The organism is Stutzerimonas kunmingensis, from assembly GCF_002929225.1.
Lineage (GTDB): Bacteria > Pseudomonadota > Gammaproteobacteria > Pseudomonadales > Pseudomonadaceae > Stutzerimonas.
Genome location: NZ_PISM01000018.1, coordinates 506,368 through 526,999 on the forward strand (window position 1 = coordinate 506,368; position 20,632 = coordinate 526,999).

The window sequence follows — 20,632 nt, forward strand, 5'->3', positions numbered from 1 at the left end:
CGGGACAATCTCTCCGCCGGATCACTTACGTGAGATGCCGTGCTCCGCCAGTCCCGCCGGGCGTCGCGGCACGTCATCCGACGCACACTTTCGTTCCCCGCGCAGCCGGTCATTCGTCGAAAACCTGCTCTCCGTTCGTCGCGTAGCCGCCCCCATGGTGGCACTTGCCGTATTCTCGCCGGCTATCGGAGTCTGCCGATCCGAGACACAGTCGGGCATATAAATCGCATCCAACACATCCGAACTGTGGCGCGCCATGCAAATGGCGCCGCGGGGTTTCCCGCGAACAACTGTGGTCCGCCTCCTGGCGGTGGTTTGTCGAAACGTCGGGTTTCCCGATTGGATGTGAAATGAAAACACCCCGTCTGCTACAAGGTCGCCGCGGCCCTGTACTTCTTATTTTCCTGCTCCTGCTGATCGCCGCCAGCGTCGCCTATTGGCAGTTGCGCCCCAGCGCCCCGTCGACGCCAGCCACTGGCGCGGCGGCGAGCATGCTCGAAGCCTTGCAGGACTCCACCGAGCCCTGGCAGGCCAATCGCCGCGATATCTCGGTGCTGATGAACGATCTGCGTGGCGCCAGCATTGCCAGCGCCGCATTGGGTAAGGATGCGGTCTACGTCAGCTTGCACGAGGGCCTGCTCTACTGGGTGCCGGACCAGTCCGGACGCGTCGCGAGACTGCTGCTCGAGCAGTACGCGCAGAGCAGCGGCGAGCTGTTCCCGTTGGCGATGTTCCAGACCGACGCGGAAAAGCCGTTTTACAAGATCCTTCTGCCCTACTCACCGATCGCCCTGCTGCTGATTGGCGCGGCGGTGTTCTTCGCCATGAAGACCCGGAGCTTTGAAGTCCAGCGCAAGGGCAGCGGCGTGACCTTCGCTGATGTCATCGGCGCCGCCGAGGCCAAGCAGGCGCTCAGCGACGTCACCGCCTACCTGCGCGACCCCGCCGCCTACGCCCGTCTTGGCGCCCGCCCGCCAAAGGGCGTGCTGCTGACCGGCGAGCCCGGCACCGGCAAGACCCAGCTGGCCAAGGCGCTTGCGAGTGAATCGAATGCCAGCTTCATCCAGGTCACCGGCAGCGACTTCTCCTCGATGTATTTCGGCGTTGGCATCCAGAAGGTCAAGGCGCTGTTCCGCACCGCCCGCAAGCAGGCGCCGTGCATCATCTTCATCGACGAAATCGACGGCATCGGCAAGCGCGCCGAGCAGACACGTTCCAGCGATGCCGAAAGCAACCGCATCATCAACCAGTTCCTCGCCGAGATGGACGGCTTCGATGGCGCCGCCGGCGTGCTGGTGCTCGGCGCCACGAACTTCCCCAACTCGCTCGACCCGGCGCTGGTACGTGAAGGTCGTTTCGACCGCTCCATTGCCGTAGGCCTGCCAGGGCTCGATGATCGCGAAGCGCTGTTCCGCCTGTACGCCGGCAAGATCACTGCCGCGGCGGGTCTGGATTTCCCGCAACTGGCGCGCAACACCGTCGGTCTGACGCCGGCCGCGATCGCCTACATCGTCAACCATGCAGCGTTACTGGCAGCGCGCGGCGGGGCAAATCAGGTCGAAATGGCCCACTTCGTCGATGCCGTGGAAACCTGCCGCATCGGCGAACAACCCTCCGGCGTGACGCCGATGTCGCCGACCGATCGCAAGCGCATTGCCGTGCACGAGGCTGGCCACGCGCTGGTAGCGGCGGCGCTGAAGGTCGGCCGCGTTGAGAAGGTCACCATCCTGCCGCGTGGCCAGGCGCTGGGCGTGACCCTGGTGACGCCAGTGGAAGACAAGCGCCTGCACATGTATTCGGAACTGCGCAATCGCATCCAGATGCTGCTGGCCGGGCGCGGCGCCGAGCAGCTGTATTTCCACGAGGTATCGTCCGGTGCCGGGCAGGATCTGCAGGAAGCCTCGAAGATCGCCCTTTCCATGGTCGGAGCCCTCGGCATGGGCCCGCGCGGCTCGCTGCTGAGCCTGCAGGCCGTGCGCGACGCACATCTGGACAGCGATCCGCGCGAGGCGCTGGAAGCGGCCGACGAGCTGCTGCAGCAGCTCAATCAGGAGTGCCTGGGACTGCTGCAGAGGTTGAAACCGGCGCTCGACCACATCACCGAACGCCTGCTCGCGGTGGAAACCGTGCCTGGAGAAGAGGTGCTGGCGGCCATCGAACGGTTGCCCGTGCACCATCACGAAGCCAGTGTCAGCTCGATCATCGGCCATGCGCTGAACAGCATCGACCGCGTCGCGGCCAGTGCCATGGACAGCACCGACAGCTTCGAACTGTCGCCGGTGGTATCGAGCGAGCCGGAAGACGACGGCCCGACCCGGCTCTGAGCCGGAGGGCATAACGATCCCGGCGGACGGCACATCCGCTGGGATCAGTGCACGGCCGGCGCCACCTGCTGCAGCGTGGCGATGCCATCCAGGCGCCGCGACAACACGCCGAAACGTCGCCGGTATTGCGCCGGCGTGAGGCCGACCTTGCGCCGAAACAGTCGACCGAAGAAGCCGGCGTCCTGATAGCCGACCTCCCAGGCGATCGCTTCAACCGACAGCTCTCCGCTTTCCAGCAGTTGCTTGGCCTCCTCCAGCCGCAGGGTATGGATGTAATCCAGCGGCGTCAGTCCCGTGGCCAGGGCGAAGCGGCGCTGGAAGGTCCGTTCCGGCAGGCCGCTGATGCGCACCATGGCGCTCACCGGCGCCTCTTCCTCGTAATGCTGCGCGGCCCATTCCTGACAACGCGCGATCACCGGATCAGCCAGCTGGCCGGTGCGCATCATCGCGGCGTAGGCCAGCGGGCTCGTCGCATCCCAATCGAACAGGTTCATCCGCGCCACCTCCATCGCCTCCCGCGCACCGACGAAACGGGCGATGAGAAACAGTCCCAGCGCATGCCAGCTGCTGCCACTGCCGGACATCACCAGGCGCTGGCCGACGCCGGTGCCGACCAATGCCTTGTCCGGATGCCAGTGCACGTCCGGGTATTCGCGTCGCAGGCAATCGCAGTAGCCCCAGTGCGAAGTCCCTTCGCAGCCGGCCAAGAGCCCGGTGCGCGCCAGCAGCATCGCCCCGGAGCAGGCAGCGGCCAGCGTCGCGCCGGCCGCGTAGCGCTCGCACAGCCATTGCGCCTCGGGCGCGTAGCGATCATCCAGCGGCTCCCAGGGGCTGACCGCCAGGTTGCTGACAATCACCACATCGGTCGGCGGCGCATCGTCCAGACTGGCGTGAGGGTGGACCGGGATATCGTTGTAGACCCGCAGCGAGCGTCCGTCGCGGCTGACGATCAGCGGCAGGAAAGGCGACGCCACGTCGGCGCGGTGCAGCAGTTGCTGCCAGTCGCGACGGGCACCCAGCAGCAGATCGTAGAGGCCGAACAGCGTCGAGGCCGTACTGTCCGGCGTCGCCAGCAGGGCGACGGTCAGCGGCGGGCGTTCGGCGATCTCTGAGCGGGCCATGGCGGAAATAGCCGGTTTGTTTCCAGGATGACTGGGGTCCAACGTAAGCCAAACCCCGAGTATGGGCGCGTTGGCCGATGCCAACGAACCGGACTCATGGAGCATAGAACAATGAAAGACGCACACGGGTACCAACTGACCGGCTGCAATAGCGAGGCGCAGGCCCTGCTCGATCAGGCGCTCGCGCAGTTTCGCTGCCTGCACGCCGAATCGCTGGCGACCACCGAAGCCACACTGCAGGCCTCGCCGGAACTGGTCATGGGCCATGTCCTGCACGCCTGGCTCTACCTGCTCGGCACCGAAGCGGCCGCCCTGCCGGTGGCCCGCACCTCGTACGAGCACGCCTTGGAGCTGCCGCACAATGACCGCGAGGCCCGCCACCTGCAGGCGCTGCGGCAACTGCTGGATGGCCGCTGGCACGCCGCCGGACGCGTGCTGGAAGACCTCAGCATCGACTATCCCCACGACATGCTGGCGCTGCAGGCCGGACAGCAGATCGACTTTTTCACCGGCGATGCGCGCATGCTGCGCGACCGCATTGCCCGTGTGCTGCCGGACTGGTCACTGGAGCTGCCTGGCTATCATGCGTTGCTCGGCCTGTACGCGTTCGGGCTGGAAGAATGCGGCGACTATCGGCTCGCCGAGCGCTATGGCCGTGAAGCAATCGCCCTGCAACCCGCCGACGCCTGGGCACAGCACGCGGTCGCCCACGTTCTGGAAATGCAGGGACGGCGCGAGGAAGGCATCGCCTGGATGCGCGGCAATCCGGGCTGGCAGCAGGACAGTATGCTGGCGGTGCACAATTGGTGGCACCTGGCGTTGCACCACATCGAGCTCGACGATTGCGGCGCGGCCCTGGACCTGTTCGACGGCCCGGTGAATGGCCATCAGAGCCCCCTGGCGCTGGAGCTGATCGACGCCAGCGCACTGCTCTGGCGGCTGCAACTGCGTGGCGTGGATGTCGGCGACCGCTGGACTGGCGTGGCCGAGCGCTGGGCCGCGATGGCGGCGGACGGCAACTATGCGTTCAACGACTTTCACGCCGCCATGGCCTTCGCCTGCGCCGGCCGCGGCGACCTGCTGGGCCTGCTGCGCGCAGCCCAGCAACGGGCCTGCGCGCGGGACGATGACAATGCGCGCTTCACCACCCAGATCGGCGCCCCAGGCGTCGAGGCAGTAGTCGCCTTCGTCGAAGGCGACAACACGCGGTGTGTGGAGCGGCTGCGCTCGATCCGCAATCAGGCGCAGCGTTTCGGCGGCAGTCATGCACAACGCGACCTGGTCGACCAGACACTGATCGCCGCGGCCGAGCGCGGCGGTCAGCAGCGCCTTGCGCGCGCCCTGCAGCGCGAGCGCCAGCTACTTGCCGAACAGCGGCGCATGCAGTGAAAGGATGGCGCCCACGGGCGCCATCGCTGCTGGAGAATTAAGGCAACACCACCAGCCGGTTCGGCAGTTCGTTGCGTTCGTGGGTCTTCGGCACATGCTGCGCCAGCAGCGCCCCACTGGCTTCGATGCAGCCAAGAAAGCCTTCGAGCACCTGCCCCTGCTTCACCCGATCGGTGAAGCAGGCGACGACCGATTCCCAGGCGGCATTGTCGATGCGGCTGGAAATGCCGCGGTCGACCAGAATCTCCACATAGCGCTCTGCTTCGGAGACGAAGATCAACACTCCGGTGTCGCCTTCGGTGTGATGCAGATTGAGTTCGATGAACTGACGCCGCGCCAGATTGCAGGCACGCCAGTTGCGCACCGAACGGGGGATCAGATGGCTGGTCAGCGCCGGCATGCGGAACAGCACCGCGAGCACGATAAACGTTGCCCACTGCACCAGCAGCAGCTGCCATGCGCCAAGCCAGCCACTGAAGAACAGCAGCGCTCCGGGTAGCAGCAGCGCGATCAGGCCGGCCCACAGCAGCGGGATGTAGTGGTAGTCGTCGGCCTGCGCGGCCAGCACCGTGACCAGCTCGGCATCGGTGCTGCGCTCGACGCGCTCGATCGCTTCGGCTACCTGTTGCAGTTCGCTTTCGCTCAGTAAGGTCATCGTTCATCCATCATTGATTTACCAGCCGCCGGAAGCGCCACCGCCGCCGAAACCGCCGCCGCCCCCACCGAAGCCACCGCCGCCGAAACCACCACCACCGCCCCGCCCCATACCGCCAAGCAAGGCGCCCAGCAGCAAGGCACGACGACCACCACCGCGGCCACCGCGCCCCCCGCCGATAACGAAGATCGCCACCAGCATTAGGAAGAAACCGAGAATCCCGAGGCCGCCGGGTTGCTCCTGCACCATCGGCATCACCGGCCGCAGCTCGGCCGGCAGCGGGTCGCCGCCGAGCACGGTGACGATCGCCTCCGCACCTTCGGTGATCCCGGCCGTGAAGTCGCCGCGCTGGAATGCCGGCGCGATGATCCGGTTGATGATGACCGAGGACTGCGCGTCGGTGAGCCGGCCTTCCAGACCGTAGCCGACCTCGATGCGAATCTTGCGATCATCGCGCGCGACGATCAGCAGCGCACCGTTGTCCTCGCCCTTCTGGCCGATGCCCCAGGTACGGCCAAGCTCCAGACCGAATTCCTCGATGCTGCGCCCGCCCAGGTCCGGCACCGTGACAACGACAACCTGCTCACCGGTCGCCTGCTCGTGGCCGGCCAGCATGCTGGTCAGCCGCGCCTCGGCCTGGGTGTCGAGCAGCTCGGCACGATCGACCACGCGCCCGGTCAGCTCCGGGACCTCGGCTTCCTGGGCGACGAGGCTACCGGCCCAGAGCAGCAGGATCAGCAGTAGCGGAAACCTGGAGGTCATTGAAACTGCACTTGTGGCGCTTGCTCGGCATTCTCGGCGGTAGCCTCGAAGTTCTCGCGAATCGGCATGTCGCTGTACATCAGGGTGTGCCAGATACGACCGGGGAAGGTTCGAATCTCGGTGTTGTAGCGCTCGACCGCGGCGATGAAGTCGCGACGTGCCACCGCGATGCGGTTCTCGGTGCCTTCGAGCTGCGATTGCAGGGCAAGGAAGTTCTGATTGGATTTCAGATCCGGATAGCGCTCGGATACCGCCATCAGCCGGCTCAGGGCGCCGGTCAGCTGGTTCTGCGCCTGCTGGAACTGCTGCAGCTTCTGCGGATCATCCAGGGTGCTGGCATCGACCTGAATCGACGTGGCCTTGGCCCGCGCTTCCACCACCGCGGTGAGGGTTTCCTGCTCCTGACGGGCGAACCCCTTGACCGTCTCGACCAGGTTGGGAATCAGGTCGGCACGGCGCTGGTACTGGTTCTCCACCTGCGACCAGGCGGCCTTCACCTGCTCGTCATAGGTTGGGATGTTATTGACCCCGCAGCCGGCCAGAAGCCAGGACAGGAGGACGACAACCGTCAGTTGCCAGGTGTAGCGAAAACGCTGCGTATGCATGATGCGCTTGTCCATTCTGTTAACCAGTACTCAGATAAGAATAGCCAAACGCCATAAGAGTTCAGGCGCGAACAAAAAGCTCACAGCTCAAGCACGGATAACGGGTCTAAATGAGATGCCAGGGGGCGCGCGCCAACAGCGCCTTGCAACGTGTCTGCAGATGTCCATGCAGCAGCCGCACCGGCTTGCTCAACTGCGCGCGATGGGCGCAGAGCAGGCTGAGTGGCGCCGCCTCGCCAAGACAGTCCGGCAACAGCACCTGTAGACGGCCCGCGGCCACGTCGTCGGCAATGTCCAGCCAGGACTTGTAGGCCAGCCCGCTGCCGGCCAGCGCCCAGCGACGCACCACGTCGGCATCGTCACTGACCCGGTCACCCCTGACCTGCACGGTGACCGCCCGTCGTCCTTCCTGAAAGCACCAGCGGTCATGCACGCGCCCGGCGAGCATGAAGCGCAGGCAGTTGTGCGCCGCCAGCTCGTCCAGCCGTCGTGGCGCGCCGTGCCGTTGCAGGTAGGCAGGCGAAGCGCACAGCACCCGGCGGTTCTCGCCAGCGACCGGCAGCGCGACGAGGCTGGAATCCTCCGGCGCGCCATAGTGCAGGACGATGTCCACCGGCTGACGGAACAGATCGGTCAGCCCGTCGCCCAGCAGCAGGCGCACCTGCAACTGCGGATGACTCGCCTGGAATTCGTCGAGCCACGGCAGCAGCACGTTGCGCCCGAAGTCGGACGGCGCCGACAGCTGCAGCACACCACTGATCGCCTCGCGACCACCAGCGAGCGCCTGTGCCCCCTCGTCCAGGCTGGCCAGTGCCGCCCGGGCATGTAGCAGATAAGCCTCGCCCTCGGCGGTCAGACGCAGGCTGCGGGTGGAGCGCACGAACAGCCGCACACTCAGGCTCGCTTCCAGGCGCTTCAAGGCCGCACTGGCCACTGCGGGCGACACGTCGAGCCCGCGCGCGGCCGCGGAAAGGCTGCCGCTGTCGGCGGTACGGACGAACAGCTGCAGGTCGTCGATACGCAACATTTTCAAAATCCTGTTGAAAGAGCCTCGCTTATTACCCCGTTTTTCCGCCGCGTCAAATAGCTGAGCATGCCCTCCCACAGAACCCATACGGAGCAACAGAATGAAAGCGGTCGCCTACTTCGAATCCCTCGCCATCGACGATCCCCGTGCCCTGCAGGACGTGGAGCTACCAGAGCCGGTGCCCGGCCCGCGAGACCTGCTGGTGGAGGTGCGCGCCATCTCGGTCAACCCGGTAGACACCAAGGTACGCCGCAACACCCAGCCCGAGGCCGGTCAGCCGAAGGTGCTGGGCTGGGACGTCGCCGGCGTGGTGGTCGGGGTGGGCAGCGAAGTCAGCCTGTTCAAGGTCGGCGACGAGGTGTTCTACGCCGGCTCCATCGCCCGCGCGGGCGGCAACAGTGAACGCCATCTGGTGGACGAGCGCATCGTCGGACGCAAGCCGCAGAGCCTGAGCTTCGCCGAGGCCGCCGCACTGCCGCTGACCGCCATCACCGCCTGGGAGCTGCTGTTCGAACGCCTGCAACTGGTGGAAGGCCAGAGCGCCGGGCAGCAGCTGCTGATCGTCGGAGCCGCCGGCGGGGTCGGTTCGATCATGCTGCAGCTGGCCCGTCAGCTCACCGAGGTCAGCGTGATCGCCACCGCCTCGCGTCCGGAAACCCAGGCCTGGGCCCGCGAACTTGGCGCCCATCATGTCATCGACCATAGCCAGCCGTTGCACGCCGAGCTGCAGCGCGCCGGTTTCGCCAGCGTCAGCCATGTCGCCAGCCTGACCCAGACCGATCAGCACTTCGATCAGCTGGTCGAGGCGCTGACGCCGCAGGGCCGCCTGGCACTGATCGACGATCCAGCCCAGCCGCTGGACGTGATGAAGCTCAAGCGCAAGAGCCTGTCGCTGCACTGGGAACTGATGTTCACCCGCTCACTGTTCGAGACGCCGGATATGATCGAGCAACATCACCTGCTGCAGCGCGTCAGCCAGCTGGTTGATCTGGGCGTGCTGCGCACCACCCTCGGCGAGCACTTCGGCACCATCAACGCGGCCAATCTGCGCCGCGCCCATGCCCTGCTGGAAAGCGGCAAGGCCAAGGGCAAGATCGTGCTGGAAGGTTTCTGACAGCTTTTAGATAACCCCGGCCTGGCGCAGGCCGGCGATCTGCTCGTCATTCATGCCCAGCAGGCGCTGCAACAGCGCCTCGCTGTGCTCGCCGAGCAGTGGCGGCGGCATGCGGTAATCCACGGGTGAAGCAGACAGCCGCAGCGGGCTGGCCACCTGCGGCACGCTGCCGGCCAGCGGATGCGGCATCTCGACCCTGAGGCCGCGATGCTGCACCTGCGGGTCGGCGAATACCTGGGCCAGATCGTTGATCGGCCCGCAAGGCACGCCAGCCTGCTCCAGCGCACCGACCCATTCGGCCGTCGTACGGAACACCGTGACCTGGCGAATCAGCGGAATCAGGTCGGCGCGATGGGCGACCCGCGCGCGGTTCGTGGCGAAGCGCGGATCGTCCGCCCACTCCGATCTTCCGGCCACCTCGCAGAACTTGCGGAACTGACCATCGTTGCCGACCGTGAGAATGATGTCGCCGTCGGCGGTGGGGAAATCCTGGTAGGGCACGATGTTCGGATGAGCGTTGCCCATACGCTTCGGCGCCACGCCGGTGGTGAGGTAGTTGAGTGCCTGGTTGCCGAGGCAGGCGACCTGCACGTCGAGCAGCGCCGTATCGATATGCTGGCCTTCGCCGCTGCGTTCGCGATGTGCCAACGCGGCAAGCACGCCGACGGTGGCGTACAGCCCGGTGAGGATATCGGTCAGCGCCACACCGACCTTGACCGGCCCGGCGCCCTCCTCCGCATCGCTGCGGCCGGTCAGGCTCATCAGCCCGCCTAGGCCCTGAATCATGAAGTCGTAGCCGGCGCGAGTGGCATAAGGCCCGTCCTGGCCGAAGCCGGTGATCGAGCAATAGACCAGCCGCGGATTGATCGCCTTCAGACTGGCGTAGTCCAGACCATAGGCGGCCAGCCCGCCGACCTTGAAGTTCTCCAGCAGCACGTCGCACTGCGCCACCAGCTCGCGGATGATGCGCTGGCCCTCGGGCCGGGTGAAGTCGACGGTCAGCGACTGCTTGTTGCGGTTGGCGGTCAGGTAATAGGCCGCCTCCGAGGTGTTCTCGCCGTGCTGGTCCTTGAGATAGGGCGGGCCCCAGTGGCGGGTATCGTCGCCCGTGCCAGGGCGCTCGACCTTGATCACCTCGGCGCCGAGATCACCGAGGATCTGCCCGCACCAAGGCCCGGCGAGCACGCGGGACAGATCGAGAACGCGGATATGGGACAGGGCGCCGGGCATGGAAAACCTCACAGGCTATTGGAAGGTGAAAGCACCCTAGCCCGGTGGGAGAGGGCCGGGGTGAGGGAACCATGAGCAGTGCCAAGCACCCTCACTCCCAGCCCCTCTCCCAGAGGGAGAGGGGAGCAGTTTCAGAAGAACGCCTGAATGCCGGTCTGCGCGCGGCCGAGGATCAGCGCGTGCACATCGTGGGTGCCCTCGTAGGTGTTCACCACCTCCAGGTTGACCAGGTGCCGGGCCACGCCGAATTCGTCGCTGATGCCGTTGCCGCCGAGCATGTCGCGAGCCATGCGGGCGATATCCAGCGCCTTGCCGCAGCTGTTGCGCTTCATGATCGAGGTGATTTCCACCGCGGCGCTGCCCTCGTCCTTCATCCGGCCGAGGCGCAGGCAGCCTTGCAGGGCCAGGGTGATCTCGGTCTGCATGTCGGCCAGCTTCTTCTGGATCAGCTGGTTGGCAGCCAGCGGCCGGCCGAACTGCTGGCGGTCGAGCACGTACTGGCGCGCGGTGTGCCAGCAGAACTCGGCGGCGCCCAGCGCGCCCCAGCTGATGCCGTAGCGGGCACTGTTCAAGCAGGTGAACGGCCCCTTCAGCCCGCGCACATCGGGGAAGGCGTTCTCTTCCGGGCAGAACACGTTGTCCATGACGATCTCGCCGGTAATCGAGGCGCGCAGGCCAACCTTGCCGTGGATCGTCGGGGCGGACAGCCCTTCCCAGCCCTTTTCCAGCACGAAGCCGCGAATCTCGCCGGCGTCATCCTTGGCCCAGACCACGAACACATCGGCGATCGGGCTGTTGGTGATCCACATCTTGGCGCCGGACAGGCGATAACCACCATCGACCTTCTTCGCCCGGGTAACCATGCTGCCCGGGTCGGAACCGTGATTCGGTTCGGTCAGGCCGAAGCAGCCGATATATTCGCCGCTGGCGAGCTTTGGCAGGTACTTCTGCCGGGTCGCCTCGTTGCCGAACTCGAAGATCGGCACCATCACCAGCGAGGACTGCACACTCATCATCGAGCGGTAGCCCGAATCGATGCGCTCGACCTCGCGGGCGATCAGGCCGTAGCACACGTAGTTCAGCCCGCTACCACCGTAGGCTTCGGGGATGGTCGCGCCGAGCAGGCCGGTCTCGCCCATCTCGCGGAAGATCGCCGGGTCGGTGCGCTCATGGCGGAAGGCTTCCAGCACTCGCGGCGCCAGCTTGTCGGCGGCGAACTGCGCGGCGCTGTCACGCACCATGCGCTCTTCTTCGGTCAGCTGCTGCTCGAGCAGCAGCGGGTCGATCCAGTTGAAGCTTGCTTTGCCGGCCATTCGGGAGGCTCCTCTTGTTGTCTTCGGCACCGCGGGCGCGCGGGCGGGATGGGCTGATCCTAGGCGCCGCAACGGTGCGTCGCAAACGAGGATTTCGCACCGAGCTGTGCGTTTCGCTCACTCCGAGATAAGCTTTGGTCCGATTATCAGGCTCATCACGTGAGGTCTTTGCATAATGCGCCGCAAGATTCCCAGCACCGCCGCGCTGATCGCCTTCGAGGCCGCCGCCCGCCACGAGAGCTTCACCCGCGCAGCCGACGAGCTGGCGCTGACCCAGAGCGCCATCTGCCGGCAAATCGGCGGGCTGGAGGAATTCCTTGGCCTGGCGCTGTTCCGCCGTTCGCGGCGCGGCGTGAAGCTGACCGCCGCCGGCCAATCCTACGCCCGTCGCATCGCCGCGCAGCTGGACGCGGTGGAGCGCGACACGCTGTCGGTGATGGGCCAGCAGGGCGCCATGAGCCTGGAGCTGGCCGTGGTGCCGACCTTCGGCACCCAGTGGCTGGTACCGCGCCTCAGGCATTTCCAGGCGCTGCACCCGGAGATCACGGTGAACCTGACCAACCGCACCCGGCCCTTTCTCTTTGCCGATACCGAGTTCGATGCTGCCATCTACTTCGGCGATGCCGACTGGTCCGGTACCGAGGCGCACTACCTGATGCCCGAGGACCTGCAGCCAGTCTGCAGCCCCGCCCTGCTGCGCGACGCTCAGCCGTTCACGACCCAGGCCCTGAGCGAGCTGCCGCTGCTGCAGCAGACCACCCGGCCCTATGCCTGGCGCCAGTGGTTCGATTCGTTGGGGCTGAAAGTCGCCCGCGACATGACCGGCCCGCGGCTGGAGCTGTTCTCCATGCTGGCGCAGGCGGCCGAGCATGGCATGGGAGTAGCGCTGATCCCGCCGTTCCTGATCCAGCGCGAACTGGCCGAGGGGCGGCTGTTGCTGGCGCATCCGCACGCCTATCGCAGCGAGACGCGGGCGTACTACCTGATGATTCCCGAGCGCAAGGTGGAGTCGGCTGGGCTGGTCGCGTTCCGGGACTGGCTGAAGGAGGAGGCGAGGGTTTGGAGGGGCAAGCTCCTAACGAACTCATTGCCGCCCCAAGAGAATCAGGCAGCTAACCTTAATAGGCAGCCACTTATGGCCGTGCCGCCACGACAGGCTCAGGAATAAAGCCTTCGGCCGTCAACGTACGAATGACGCCCCGAAGCAGGTAGTTGTTCGTGAAGCCCAGGGTGTACTGACGGGAGTTGGGCTGAATCGGGACCAGCATTCGTCTGTCAACCAACTTCTTGATTTGATAGGTCCGTTGCGGCCCGTTCAGGTCAGGCATCGCATCCGCTAGGTCTCCAGACTTCGCCACTCCGCTGTCAGTGTCCAGAAGTCGACGAAGAATTGAGTGCTCCTGGCCGGTGATGTGTTCTCTCTCACGAGAGAAGGCGAGTGCCGGCTGCAGGATTCTGGCTTTAAGGTAGCCATAGTCACACAGCCGATCGAGCTTGCTCAGCTCTGTGAGGATGCCCTGGAGTACATAGATGCACCACCGTTCCAGACCTAGCTGTGTACCGCGATCAGCCTCGCCCAGCATCTCGTAGTAACGCTCACGATCATTGCAGAACACTGCAGTGGGGTTCAGCAGTCGACCGCCGGCGGAGACATCGAATCCGTACTTGATGAGCATCAGGTACGTCAACAAACGAACCACCCGGCCATTGCCATTGGCAAACGGGTGAATCCATCCGAATCGGTGGTGCGCGAGCGCCACTTTCATAAGGTGATACTTCTGCGGATCGTGAGCATTTATGAACGCCACCAACTCATCCATGTACCCAGCAACTTGCACGGCGTCCGGCGGAAGGTGCTTCGATTGCGCGATGCGAACCTGGGTCGTCCTGAACTGACCGGGATTCCGGTCTCCCTCTCTGTCGAGCCCCCCTACGGTAATGGCGTGCAATTCTCGAATGAGATGGAGGCTGACGTCGTCTCCTTCCTTGAAATGTTGCTCGATGAAGCTCATAGCTCTCTCGATGTTGGAGATTTCGCGCAGTTGATCGGTAGCCGTGTCATCTCCCTCCATCTTGCTTTCAACGTAATCAGCGAGAGTTGTGTGGTTGCCTTCAATGCGGGCAGACCCAAGGCTTTCCAAGATGTGGAAAACATTCTTGAGTTGGAAGAAAAGGCTTGCTGGAGTCGTACCCGCCAGCCTGTAGCGGCGTAGGTGCTCCAGCTCATTCAGGACATCGACAAGTGGTGAGTCAAAGGCTGGATTGAGGAGGGCCAAGTCGTAATGAGTGAAATCCGGCATGTTGAAAATCTCCAACCCGCTCAACAATTAAGTCGACACAATGCCACGCAAACCCGCAAAAATACTAGACAAGGCCTAGATTCAACCCACACCACAAGTCAACTCATGCATTCAGCGAACTTAAATTTGAGTTACGACCAAGTCAAAGCTGATCCGCTCAGGCATGGACGCCCTACGCGGTTTTCCACCCTACGGTTCTTGGCCGGACATGAGAAGGTGACGCGACAGGGTCACTTCTTCTTACGAGGCTTCAGATACTTCATCAATCCCTGAAACCACATCACCAGAGCCGGATTGCCCTGGATCTGGATGTCCTTGTTCTGAATTCCCTGCATGAACGCCAGCTGCTTGTTCTTCGCCGTCATGGTGGCGAAGCCATAGGCGGCATCCTTGAACCCCAGGGAGAAAGCCGGCTCGCTCGCCGGGCCGCGCTTGCTGGTGACGCGCTGGTTCTTCACCACGAAATGCCGGGCGACCTTGCCGTCCAGAGTGTGCAGCTGGAAGCTCAGGTCCTTATCGCCCAGCTGCTGCTGGAACTCGGGATTGGTGCGGCTGGCCTTGGCCATCAGGCGGCCCAGCATCCAAAGCAGAAAGCGGAATTTCATGACGTGTAGTCCCGACCGGTACGAGAGGAAGGCCGCATTGTAGTGGCTTGATCGGCGGGGGGAAGGACGGGTACGAACGGGTCCGGGGCGGACCGGCTGGTCAGGTTTACCCGGAGCCGATCGGCTCCGGGTCGGCGCAGCGTCAGTTGACGGCGTCTTTGAGCATCTTGCCCGGTTTGAACGCGACGGTATTGCTGGCCTTGATGGTTACCGGTTGCCCGGTCTGCGGGTTTTTCCCGGTGCGGGCACCACGGTGGCGCTGAACGAAGGTGCCGAAACCAACCAGGGTCACGCTGTCCTTGCGGTTCAGCGCGTTGGTGATTTCATCCAGCACGGCGTTGAGTACGCGATTGGCCTGGTCCTTGGACAGATCGGCCTTCTCGGCAATGGCTGCGGCGAGTTCCGGTTTACGCATTGGGAGCCTCTGAGACGTTTTTGTTGTTGTGTCCGTACTGTTCACAAGAACAGCGCTAAAGGCGCTGCAACAGCTCTAGGCTGGGGCAGACCCATGGAGAATGGCACGGCGCTAGCACCTGCGCCAGTCCCTGTAGGCGGCTCGCCAGCTCAGCCGGGGGACTTTAGCGACAGAATTTGCGGTAGTTCCGCCAGCACCGGCGGCAGCTGCTTGTTCAGCCCCAGCCGCTCCTGCACCGCCGCGCCCGTCAGGGCGTAGCCGAGCAGCTGCCCGGAAGCGCCGAGATAGAGCGCTTTGACATCATTACCCTCGGCCTCCACGGTCCAGCTGCCGACACTATCAAGCGCAGGCAGTGAGACCACCACCGGGCATGCCGGGGTCTTTACGGTGACCGGCATGGGGCCATAACTGACAAAGGTAGGATTGCCAAACAGCGTTTTAGCCAGGGCCCGCGCACCAGCCATGAGCGGCATCACGTAGAGCAGGTTCAACCCCTCCACTTCCGCACAATCGCCGAGGGCGTAGACGTGGGCCGCCGAGGTCTGCAGCAGACGATCAACGACGATGCCGCGCTTGACCTCAAGCCCCGCCTCGGCAGCCAGCTCGGTGCGCGGGCGCAGGCCAACGGCGCTGACCACCAGATCGCAGGCCAGGCGATTGCCATCGGAAAGCTGCGCCTGCAGGCCGTCGTCACTGCGTTCGAGGCGCTGCAGCGTGGCGCCCAGATGGAAGCGCGCGCCTATGCCCTCCAGGCCACGCCTTACCGCCTGGGCCGCCTGCAGCGGTAGCAGGCCGGGCATGACCTGCTCGCTCGGCGCGACCAGATCGACCTCGTGGCCGCCCAGCAGCAGGTCGTTGGCGAACTCGCAGCCGATCAGCCCGACACCGAGGATCAGCACGCGGCGCTTGCCGGCGACGGCGGCGCGGAAGCGGCCGTAATCGTGCAGGTCGTTGATCGGGAATACCGCGTCGGCGGCATCGCCTGCGACCGGCACCTGGATCGTCTGCGCCCCCCAGGCCAGTACCAGATCGCGATATGAGACCGGTTCATTGCCGATCCACACGCGCCGATTCGCCGGATCGAGGCGGGTGACGCGGGTATGGATGCGAATCTCGGCGTTCAGCTGCTCGGCCATGGCACCGGCGGTGGCCATGCCCAGGCTTTCGGCGTTCTTGTTGGCGGCGAAACCGGTGGACAGCAGCGGCTTGGAATAGGAGCGCCCGTCATCGGCGGTAATCAGCAACAGCGGCGTCTGCGTGTCCAGCTTGCGGAATTCACGGGCCAGGTTATAGCCGGCCAGGCCGGTGCCGATGATGACTACAGGTGCGCTCACGATCTTGTTCTCCAGAGAAGCGTTGCGAAAGCGATCAGCCGATGGCGATCATTTCGAAGTCCATCTTGCCGACACCGCAGTCCGGGCAAACCCAGTCTTCCGGCACGTCTTCCCAGGCAGTCCCGGGCGCGATGCCTTCTTCCGGTACGCCCAGCGCTTCGTCATAGATGTAGCCGCACACCACACATTGCCATTTCTTCATGGGTAACCTCGATGCTCTTTCGACTGCGACGCACGCTATACCAGAACAGCGCGCCGCACCAATCCCACAAATGAAAACGGGCGGCCTGGGCCGCCCGTCGCGCTTACCGCCAGGCTTAGCCTGCGGTACCCGCCAGCGGATCGCTGATGCCCATCACGTAGAACCCGATCAGGCCGATGGTGCCGGCCAGGATGAGGTAGTACAGGGTCGGCAGCATGGTCTTGCGCAGGGTGATCCCTTCGCGACCGAGCAGGCCTACCGTGGCCGAAGCCGCCACCACGTTGTGAATGGCGATCATGTTGCCCGCCGCCGCACCCACCGACTGCAGCGCCACCATCAGTGCACCAGACAGGCCGAGCAGCCCCGCGGTGTTGAACTGGAACTGCGACAGCATCAGGTTGGATACGGTGTTGGAACCGGCGATGAAGGCGCCCAGCGCACCGACTGCCGGAGCGAAGAACGGATAGACGCTACCCACGCTGTTGGCCACCAGCTGCGCCATGGCCACCGGCATGGACACCAGATCGGAGCCGTTCACGCCCGAGTTGATCAGGATCCGCACCATCGGGATAGTGAAGATCAGCACGAAGCCCGCGCCAAGCAGGGTCTTGCTCGACTCGGAAATCGCCGCGCCCAGTTCACCGGCCTTCATCCGATGCAGGAAGAAGGTGATCAGCACCACGATGCAGAGAATGCCACCCGGCAGGTACAGCGGCTCCAGCGTACCGGACACGCCGGTCTCACCGAGGATGTCCTTCCAGCCGAAGGTGAACGACATCAGCAGCGCCTTGAAGTCCGGGAATACCCGCGACGCCACCAGCAACGCGGCGAGCACCAGATACGGCGCCCAGGCCATCGGCACGGAGATCGGCGTCTTGCCGGCGACGTCCTCGATCTTCATCTCGATCTTGCCCATCCACTCGGATGGCCACTCGCTCGCCGGGGCGAAATCCCAGCTGTCCTTGGGCAGCAGGAAACCGGCCTTGGCCGCCGGCACGACGATGGCCAGACCGACCAGCGCACCGATCATCGACGGGAATTCCGGACCGAGGAACACGCCGGCCGCAGCATACGGAATGACGAAGGCCAGACCGGTGAACACCGCGAACGGCGCAATCGCCAGACCTTCGGTCCAGGATTTGTTGCGACCGAAGTAGCGGGTCATGATGCTGACCATGATCAGCGGCATGAGAATCCCGCACAGCGCATGAATGATCGCGACGCGCGAGAAGATCAGGTGGAAGAACACCTCCCAGTTACTGCCCACCGCTGCCAGCTGCTCGCTGATGCCGGTCTTGTCCAGACCCGCGCCGACGCCGACCAGAATCGGCGTGCCCACCGCGCCGAAGGATACCGGCGTGGACTGCACCATCATCCCCATGACCACTGCCGCCAGCGCTGGGAAGCCCAGCGCGACCATCAGCGGCGCCGCCACCGCGGCCGGGGTACCGAAGCCCGAGGCCCCCTCGATGAAGCAGCCGAACAGCCAGGCGACGATCAGCACCTGGACCCGACGGTCAGGGCTGACGTTGGAGAAGCCGCGCCGAATCGAACTGATTCCCCCGGAGTGTTTCAACGTGTTGAGCAGCAGAATCGCACCGAAGATGATCCAGAGGATCGCCGCGGTAAGGATCAGGCCCTGCAAGGTCGAGGCGATGACCCGGTTGAGGGTCATGTCCCAGGCCAGCAGGCCGATCACTGCAGTGAGGACGAAAACCAGCGGCATGGCGTACTTGGCCGGCCAGCGAAAGCCGATCAGCAGCACACCCGCCAGCACCAGCGGCACGAAGGCCAGGATGGACAGTAGTGTTTGACTCATTTGTTGGGTCCCTGCTTTTTTGTTGTGAACCGCTTCTATTGTGTCCGGGCATGCCCGGTGCCTCGCATGAAACGCCCCCTCACGGCGCGCCTCGCAGCGACCAGGCCGAAACCTCGTCGCTCATGCTCGAAAGCCCCGGGCGCCGTGGAGCGCCTGGGGCTTCTGTCCTTTACCGCATGCGCCGGGCTTCCGGCAGCACGCGGCTGATCCTGCCTGTCAGCCCTGGGCCGCCTTGAAACGCTGGCGCCAGGCGTGCAGCAGAGGCTCGGTATAACCGGCCGGCTGCTCGCGCCCCTTGAACACCAGATCACAGGCCGCCTGGAAGGCCGCCGACTGAGTGTAGTCGGCAGACATGGCGCGATAGAGCGGATCACCGGCATTCTGCTGGTCGACCACCTTGGCCATGCGCTCCAGGGTTTCCTGCACCTGCTCGCGGGTCACCACGCCATGGTGCAGCCAGTTGGCCACGTGCTGGCTGGAGATACGCAGGGTGGCGCGGTCCTCCATCAGGCCGACGTTGTGGATGTCCGGCACCTTGGAGCAGCCGACGCCCTGCTCGACCCAGCGCACCACGTAGCCGAGGATGCCCTGGCAGTTGTTGTCCAGCTCCTGCTGCTTCTCCTCAGCGCTCCACTTGTCCTCGGCGACCACCGGGATGGTCAGCAGGTCGTTGAGCAGCTGATCGCGCTCGGCGGCCAGATCAATCTTTTCCAGCTCGCTCTGCACGGCCTGCACGTTCACCTGGTGGTAATGCAGTGCATGCAGGGTGGCGCCGGTCGGCGACGGCACCCAGGCGGTGTTGGCACCGGATTTCGGATGGCCGATCTTCTGCTCGAGCATGGCCGCCATCAGGTCCGGCATGGCCCACATGCCCTTGCCGATCTGCGCCTTGCCGCGCAGGCCACAGGCCAGGCCGACCAGCACGTTGTTGCGCTCGTAGGACTGGATCCACGGAGTGGACTTCATGTCGCCCTTACGCAGCACAGGGCCGGCTTCCATGCAGGTGTGCATCTCGTCGCCGGTACGGTCGAGGAAGCCGGTATTGATGAAGGCCACGCGGTGCTTGGCGGCCGCGATGCAGGCCTTGAGGTTGGCGCTGGTACGGCGCTCCTCGTCCATGATGCCCATTTTCAGGGTATAGCGAGGCACACCGATCAGGTCCTCGACGCGACCGAACAGCTCGTCGGCGAAGGCGACTTCCTTCGGCCCGTGCATCTTCGGCTTGACGATGTAGACGCTGCCGGTGCGCGAGTTGCCCTTACGCTTGAGGTCATGCTTGGCGATCAGGCTGGTGAACACGCCGTCCATGATGCCTTCCGGGATCTCGCGACCGTCTTCCAACAGGATCGCCGGGTTGGTCATCAGGTGACCGACATTGCGGATGAACAACAGCGAGCGACCGTGCAGCTTCAGCTCACCACCATTGGGCGCGCTGTATTCGCGGTCCGGGTTCAGGCGGCGGACGAAGCTCGAACCACCCTTGGCGACTTCTTCGCTGAGGGTGCCCTGGGCGATGCCCAGCCAGTTGCGATAGGCCAGCACCTTGTCTTCGGCGTCGACTGCGGCGACCGAGTCCTCGCAATCGAGGATGGTGGAAACCGCGGATTCGACCAGCAGGTCCTTCACGCCGGCGGCATCGGTCTGGCCGATCGGGCTGTTCGGATCGATCTGGATTTCGACGTGCAAGCCGTTGTTCTTCAGCAGCACGGCCTTCGGCTCGACCGCTTCACCCTGGAAGCCGACGAACTTCTCAGGCTGCTGGAGCCCGGTGACGCTGCCGTTCTCCAGGGTGACCTTCAGTTGGCCATCCTGCACGCGGTAGGCGGTAGCGTCGGCGTGGCTGCCCTGCGCCAGCGGCGCGGCCTGATCGAGGAAGTTGCGCGCGTAGGCGATGACCTTGGCGCCACGGACTTCGTTGTAGCCCGGGCCCTTCTGCGCGCCGCCCTCTTCGGAGATGGCGTCGGTGCCGTAGAGCGCGTCGTACAGCGAGCCCCAACGAGCGTTGGCGGCGTTCAATGCATAGCGGGCGTTCATGATCGGCACCACCAGCTGCGGACCGGCCTGGGTGGCGATTTCGCTGTCGACGTTAGCGGTTTCGATCTTCACCTCACCCGGCACCGGCAGCAGGTAGCCGATGGATTCGAGGAAGGCGCGGTAAGCCGCCATGTCCTTGATCGGGCCCGGATTGGCCTTGTGCCAGCCGTCCAGCTCGACCTGCATGCGGTCGCGCTCGGCAAGCAGCTCGCGGTTCTTCGGCGCCAGGTCATGGACCAGAGTGTCCAGGCCCTGCCAGAAGGCGGCGGCTTCGATACCGGTGCCCGGCAGGACTTCGTCTTCGATGAAACGCTGCAGATTGGCCGCAACTTGCAGGCGGCCCAGGGTTACACGCTCGGTCATCAGTCGTTCTCCTTGTCTGT

Annotated in this window: 18 protein-coding genes; 4 read left to right on the top strand and 14 right to left on the bottom strand. The window is 64.7% G+C overall.

All coding sequences use genetic code 11. The features are described 5' to 3' along the window. Nucleotides 1-350 precede the first annotated feature (350 nt). Nucleotides 351-2,324, top strand: a complete 1,974-nt coding sequence (locus tag CW305_RS12975; RefSeq protein ID WP_104098077.1) for an AAA family ATPase — start codon at nucleotides 351-353, stop codon at nucleotides 2,322-2,324. Between the two features lie 44 nt (nucleotides 2,325-2,368). Here the strand turns inward: CW305_RS12975 and CW305_RS12980 are convergent, their stop codons facing one another. Further along, on the bottom strand, nucleotides 2,369-3,445 hold the full coding sequence (locus tag CW305_RS12980; protein ID WP_104098078.1) for a GlxA family transcriptional regulator: 1,077 nt from the start codon (nucleotides 3,443-3,445) through the stop codon (nucleotides 2,369-2,371). Between the two features lie 111 nt (nucleotides 3,446-3,556). On the opposite strand from CW305_RS12980, the gene CW305_RS12985 reads away from it, so the two are divergent. Beyond that, a complete protein-coding gene (locus CW305_RS12985) occupies nucleotides 3,557-4,834 on the top strand; it encodes a tetratricopeptide repeat protein (protein ID WP_104098079.1) in 1,278 nt (425 codons plus the stop codon). Nucleotides 4,835-4,871: 37 nt separating this feature from the next. On the opposite strand, the gene CW305_RS12990 is transcribed toward CW305_RS12985, so the two are convergent. From CW305_RS12990 to CW305_RS13005, 4 genes are all read right to left on the bottom strand, one after another. Further along, nucleotides 4,872-5,489: a TPM domain-containing protein gene (locus CW305_RS12990; RefSeq protein WP_101276167.1), complete on the bottom strand. Its 618-nt coding sequence runs from the start codon at nucleotides 5,487-5,489 to the stop codon at nucleotides 4,872-4,874. Between the two features lie 18 nt (nucleotides 5,490-5,507). After that, nucleotides 5,508-6,251, bottom strand: coding sequence for a TPM domain-containing protein (locus CW305_RS12995; RefSeq protein ID WP_041015212.1), 744 nt, complete (start codon nucleotides 6,249-6,251; stop codon nucleotides 5,508-5,510). Then, nucleotides 6,248-6,856 carry a LemA family protein gene (locus CW305_RS13000; protein WP_031297351.1) on the bottom strand — a complete coding sequence of 203 codons (609 nt, stop codon included), beginning with the start codon at nucleotides 6,854-6,856 and terminating at the stop codon, nucleotides 6,248-6,250. The genes CW305_RS12995 and CW305_RS13000 overlap by 4 nt, the downstream gene beginning before the upstream one ends. Nucleotides 6,857-6,962: 106 nt before the next feature. Beyond that, nucleotides 6,963-7,883: a LysR family transcriptional regulator gene (locus CW305_RS13005; protein ID WP_104098080.1), complete on the bottom strand. Its 921-nt coding sequence runs from the start codon at nucleotides 7,881-7,883 to the stop codon at nucleotides 6,963-6,965. A gap of 100 nt (nucleotides 7,884-7,983) precedes the next feature. On the opposite strand from CW305_RS13005, the gene CW305_RS13010 reads away from it, so the two are divergent. Further along, a complete protein-coding gene (locus CW305_RS13010; RefSeq protein ID WP_104098081.1) occupies nucleotides 7,984-8,997 on the top strand; it encodes a zinc-binding alcohol dehydrogenase family protein in 1,014 nt (337 codons plus the stop codon). A 6-nt stretch (nucleotides 8,998-9,003) separates the two neighbouring features. On the opposite strand, the gene CW305_RS13015 is transcribed toward CW305_RS13010, so the two are convergent. Both CW305_RS13015 and CW305_RS13020 read right to left on the bottom strand, forming a co-directional pair. Then, nucleotides 9,004-10,227, bottom strand: a complete 1,224-nt coding sequence (locus CW305_RS13015) for a CaiB/BaiF CoA transferase family protein (protein WP_014821821.1) — start codon at nucleotides 10,225-10,227, stop codon at nucleotides 9,004-9,006. Nucleotides 10,228-10,358: 131 nt separating this feature from the next. After that, entirely contained in the window at nucleotides 10,359-11,540 is a 1,182-nt protein-coding gene (locus CW305_RS13020) for an acyl-CoA dehydrogenase (RefSeq protein ID WP_104098082.1), read from the bottom strand. A gap of 175 nt (nucleotides 11,541-11,715) precedes the next feature. On the opposite strand from CW305_RS13020, the gene CW305_RS13025 reads away from it, so the two are divergent. Then, nucleotides 11,716-12,708, top strand: a complete 993-nt coding sequence (locus CW305_RS13025; protein WP_245890995.1) for a LysR family transcriptional regulator — start codon at nucleotides 11,716-11,718, stop codon at nucleotides 12,706-12,708. Here the strand turns inward: CW305_RS13025 and CW305_RS13030 are convergent. The 7 genes from CW305_RS13030 to CW305_RS13060 all read right to left on the bottom strand — a co-directional run bounded on the left by CW305_RS13030 (nucleotide 12,674) and on the right by CW305_RS13060 (nucleotide 20,612). Then, complete coding sequence (locus CW305_RS13030) at nucleotides 12,674-13,840, bottom strand: Fic family protein (protein ID WP_104098083.1); 1,167 nt, start codon at nucleotides 13,838-13,840, stop codon at nucleotides 12,674-12,676. The genes CW305_RS13025 and CW305_RS13030 overlap by 35 nt on opposite strands. 230 nt (nucleotides 13,841-14,070) lie before the next feature. Continuing rightward, nucleotides 14,071-14,445 carry an SCP2 sterol-binding domain-containing protein gene (locus CW305_RS13035; RefSeq protein WP_041015218.1) on the bottom strand — a complete coding sequence of 125 codons (375 nt, stop codon included), beginning with the start codon at nucleotides 14,443-14,445 and terminating at the stop codon, nucleotides 14,071-14,073. A 142-nt stretch (nucleotides 14,446-14,587) separates the two neighbouring features. Next, nucleotides 14,588-14,860 (bottom strand): HU family DNA-binding protein, encoded by a 273-nt coding sequence (locus CW305_RS13040; RefSeq protein ID WP_003283322.1) that lies wholly within the window; start codon nucleotides 14,858-14,860, stop codon nucleotides 14,588-14,590. A gap of 149 nt (nucleotides 14,861-15,009) precedes the next feature. Further along, entirely contained in the window at nucleotides 15,010-16,194 is a 1,185-nt protein-coding gene (locus CW305_RS13045) for an NAD(P)/FAD-dependent oxidoreductase (protein ID WP_104098084.1), read from the bottom strand. Between the two features lie 34 nt (nucleotides 16,195-16,228). Beyond that, nucleotides 16,229-16,396, bottom strand: coding sequence for a rubredoxin (gene rd, locus CW305_RS13050; RefSeq protein WP_003283319.1), 168 nt, complete (start codon nucleotides 16,394-16,396; stop codon nucleotides 16,229-16,231). A gap of 115 nt (nucleotides 16,397-16,511) precedes the next feature. Continuing rightward, a complete protein-coding gene (locus CW305_RS13055) occupies nucleotides 16,512-18,215 on the bottom strand; it encodes an L-lactate permease (RefSeq protein WP_104098085.1) in 1,704 nt (567 codons plus the stop codon). 216 nt (nucleotides 18,216-18,431) lie between these two features. After that, nucleotides 18,432-20,612, bottom strand: a complete 2,181-nt coding sequence (locus tag CW305_RS13060; protein WP_104098086.1) for a malate synthase G — start codon at nucleotides 20,610-20,612, stop codon at nucleotides 18,432-18,434. Nucleotides 20,613-20,632 lie beyond the last annotated feature (20 nt).

Excerpts from the sequence above, each read along its gene's own strand:
- CW305_RS12975 (WP_104098077.1), top strand. The coding sequence starts at position 351 with ATGAAAACACCCCGTCTGCTACAAGGTCGCCGCGGCCCTGTACTTCTT.
- CW305_RS12980 (WP_104098078.1), bottom strand. The coding sequence starts at position 3,445 with ATGGCCCGCTCAGAGATCGCCGAACGCCCGCCGCTGACCGTCGCCCTG.
- CW305_RS12985 (WP_104098079.1), top strand. The coding sequence starts at position 3,557 with ATGAAAGACGCACACGGGTACCAACTGACCGGCTGCAATAGCGAGGCG.
- CW305_RS12990 (WP_101276167.1), bottom strand. The coding sequence starts at position 5,489 with ATGACCTTACTGAGCGAAAGCGAACTGCAACAGGTAGCCGAAGCGATC.
- CW305_RS12995 (WP_041015212.1), bottom strand. The coding sequence starts at position 6,251 with ATGACCTCCAGGTTTCCGCTACTGCTGATCCTGCTGCTCTGGGCCGGT.
- CW305_RS13000 (WP_031297351.1), bottom strand. The coding sequence starts at position 6,856 with ATGCATACGCAGCGTTTTCGCTACACCTGGCAACTGACGGTTGTCGTC.
- CW305_RS13005 (WP_104098080.1), bottom strand. The coding sequence starts at position 7,883 with ATGTTGCGTATCGACGACCTGCAGCTGTTCGTCCGTACCGCCGACAGC.
- CW305_RS13010 (WP_104098081.1), top strand. The coding sequence starts at position 7,984 with ATGAAAGCGGTCGCCTACTTCGAATCCCTCGCCATCGACGATCCCCGT.
- CW305_RS13015 (WP_014821821.1), bottom strand. The coding sequence starts at position 10,227 with ATGCCCGGCGCCCTGTCCCATATCCGCGTTCTCGATCTGTCCCGCGTG.
- CW305_RS13020 (WP_104098082.1), bottom strand. The coding sequence starts at position 11,540 with ATGGCCGGCAAAGCAAGCTTCAACTGGATCGACCCGCTGCTGCTCGAG.
- CW305_RS13025 (WP_245890995.1), top strand. The coding sequence starts at position 11,716 with ATGCGCCGCAAGATTCCCAGCACCGCCGCGCTGATCGCCTTCGAGGCC.
- CW305_RS13030 (WP_104098083.1), bottom strand. The coding sequence starts at position 13,840 with ATGCCGGATTTCACTCATTACGACTTGGCCCTCCTCAATCCAGCCTTT.
- CW305_RS13035 (WP_041015218.1), bottom strand. The coding sequence starts at position 14,445 with ATGAAATTCCGCTTTCTGCTTTGGATGCTGGGCCGCCTGATGGCCAAG.
- CW305_RS13040 (WP_003283322.1), bottom strand. The coding sequence starts at position 14,860 with ATGCGTAAACCGGAACTCGCCGCAGCCATTGCCGAGAAGGCCGATCTG.
- rd (WP_003283319.1), bottom strand. The coding sequence starts at position 16,396 with ATGAAGAAATGGCAATGTGTGGTGTGCGGCTACATCTATGACGAAGCG.
- CW305_RS13055 (WP_104098085.1), bottom strand. The coding sequence starts at position 18,215 with ATGAGTCAAACACTACTGTCCATCCTGGCCTTCGTGCCGCTGGTGCTG.
- CW305_RS13060 (WP_104098086.1), bottom strand. The coding sequence starts at position 20,612 with ATGACCGAGCGTGTAACCCTGGGCCGCCTGCAAGTTGCGGCCAATCTG.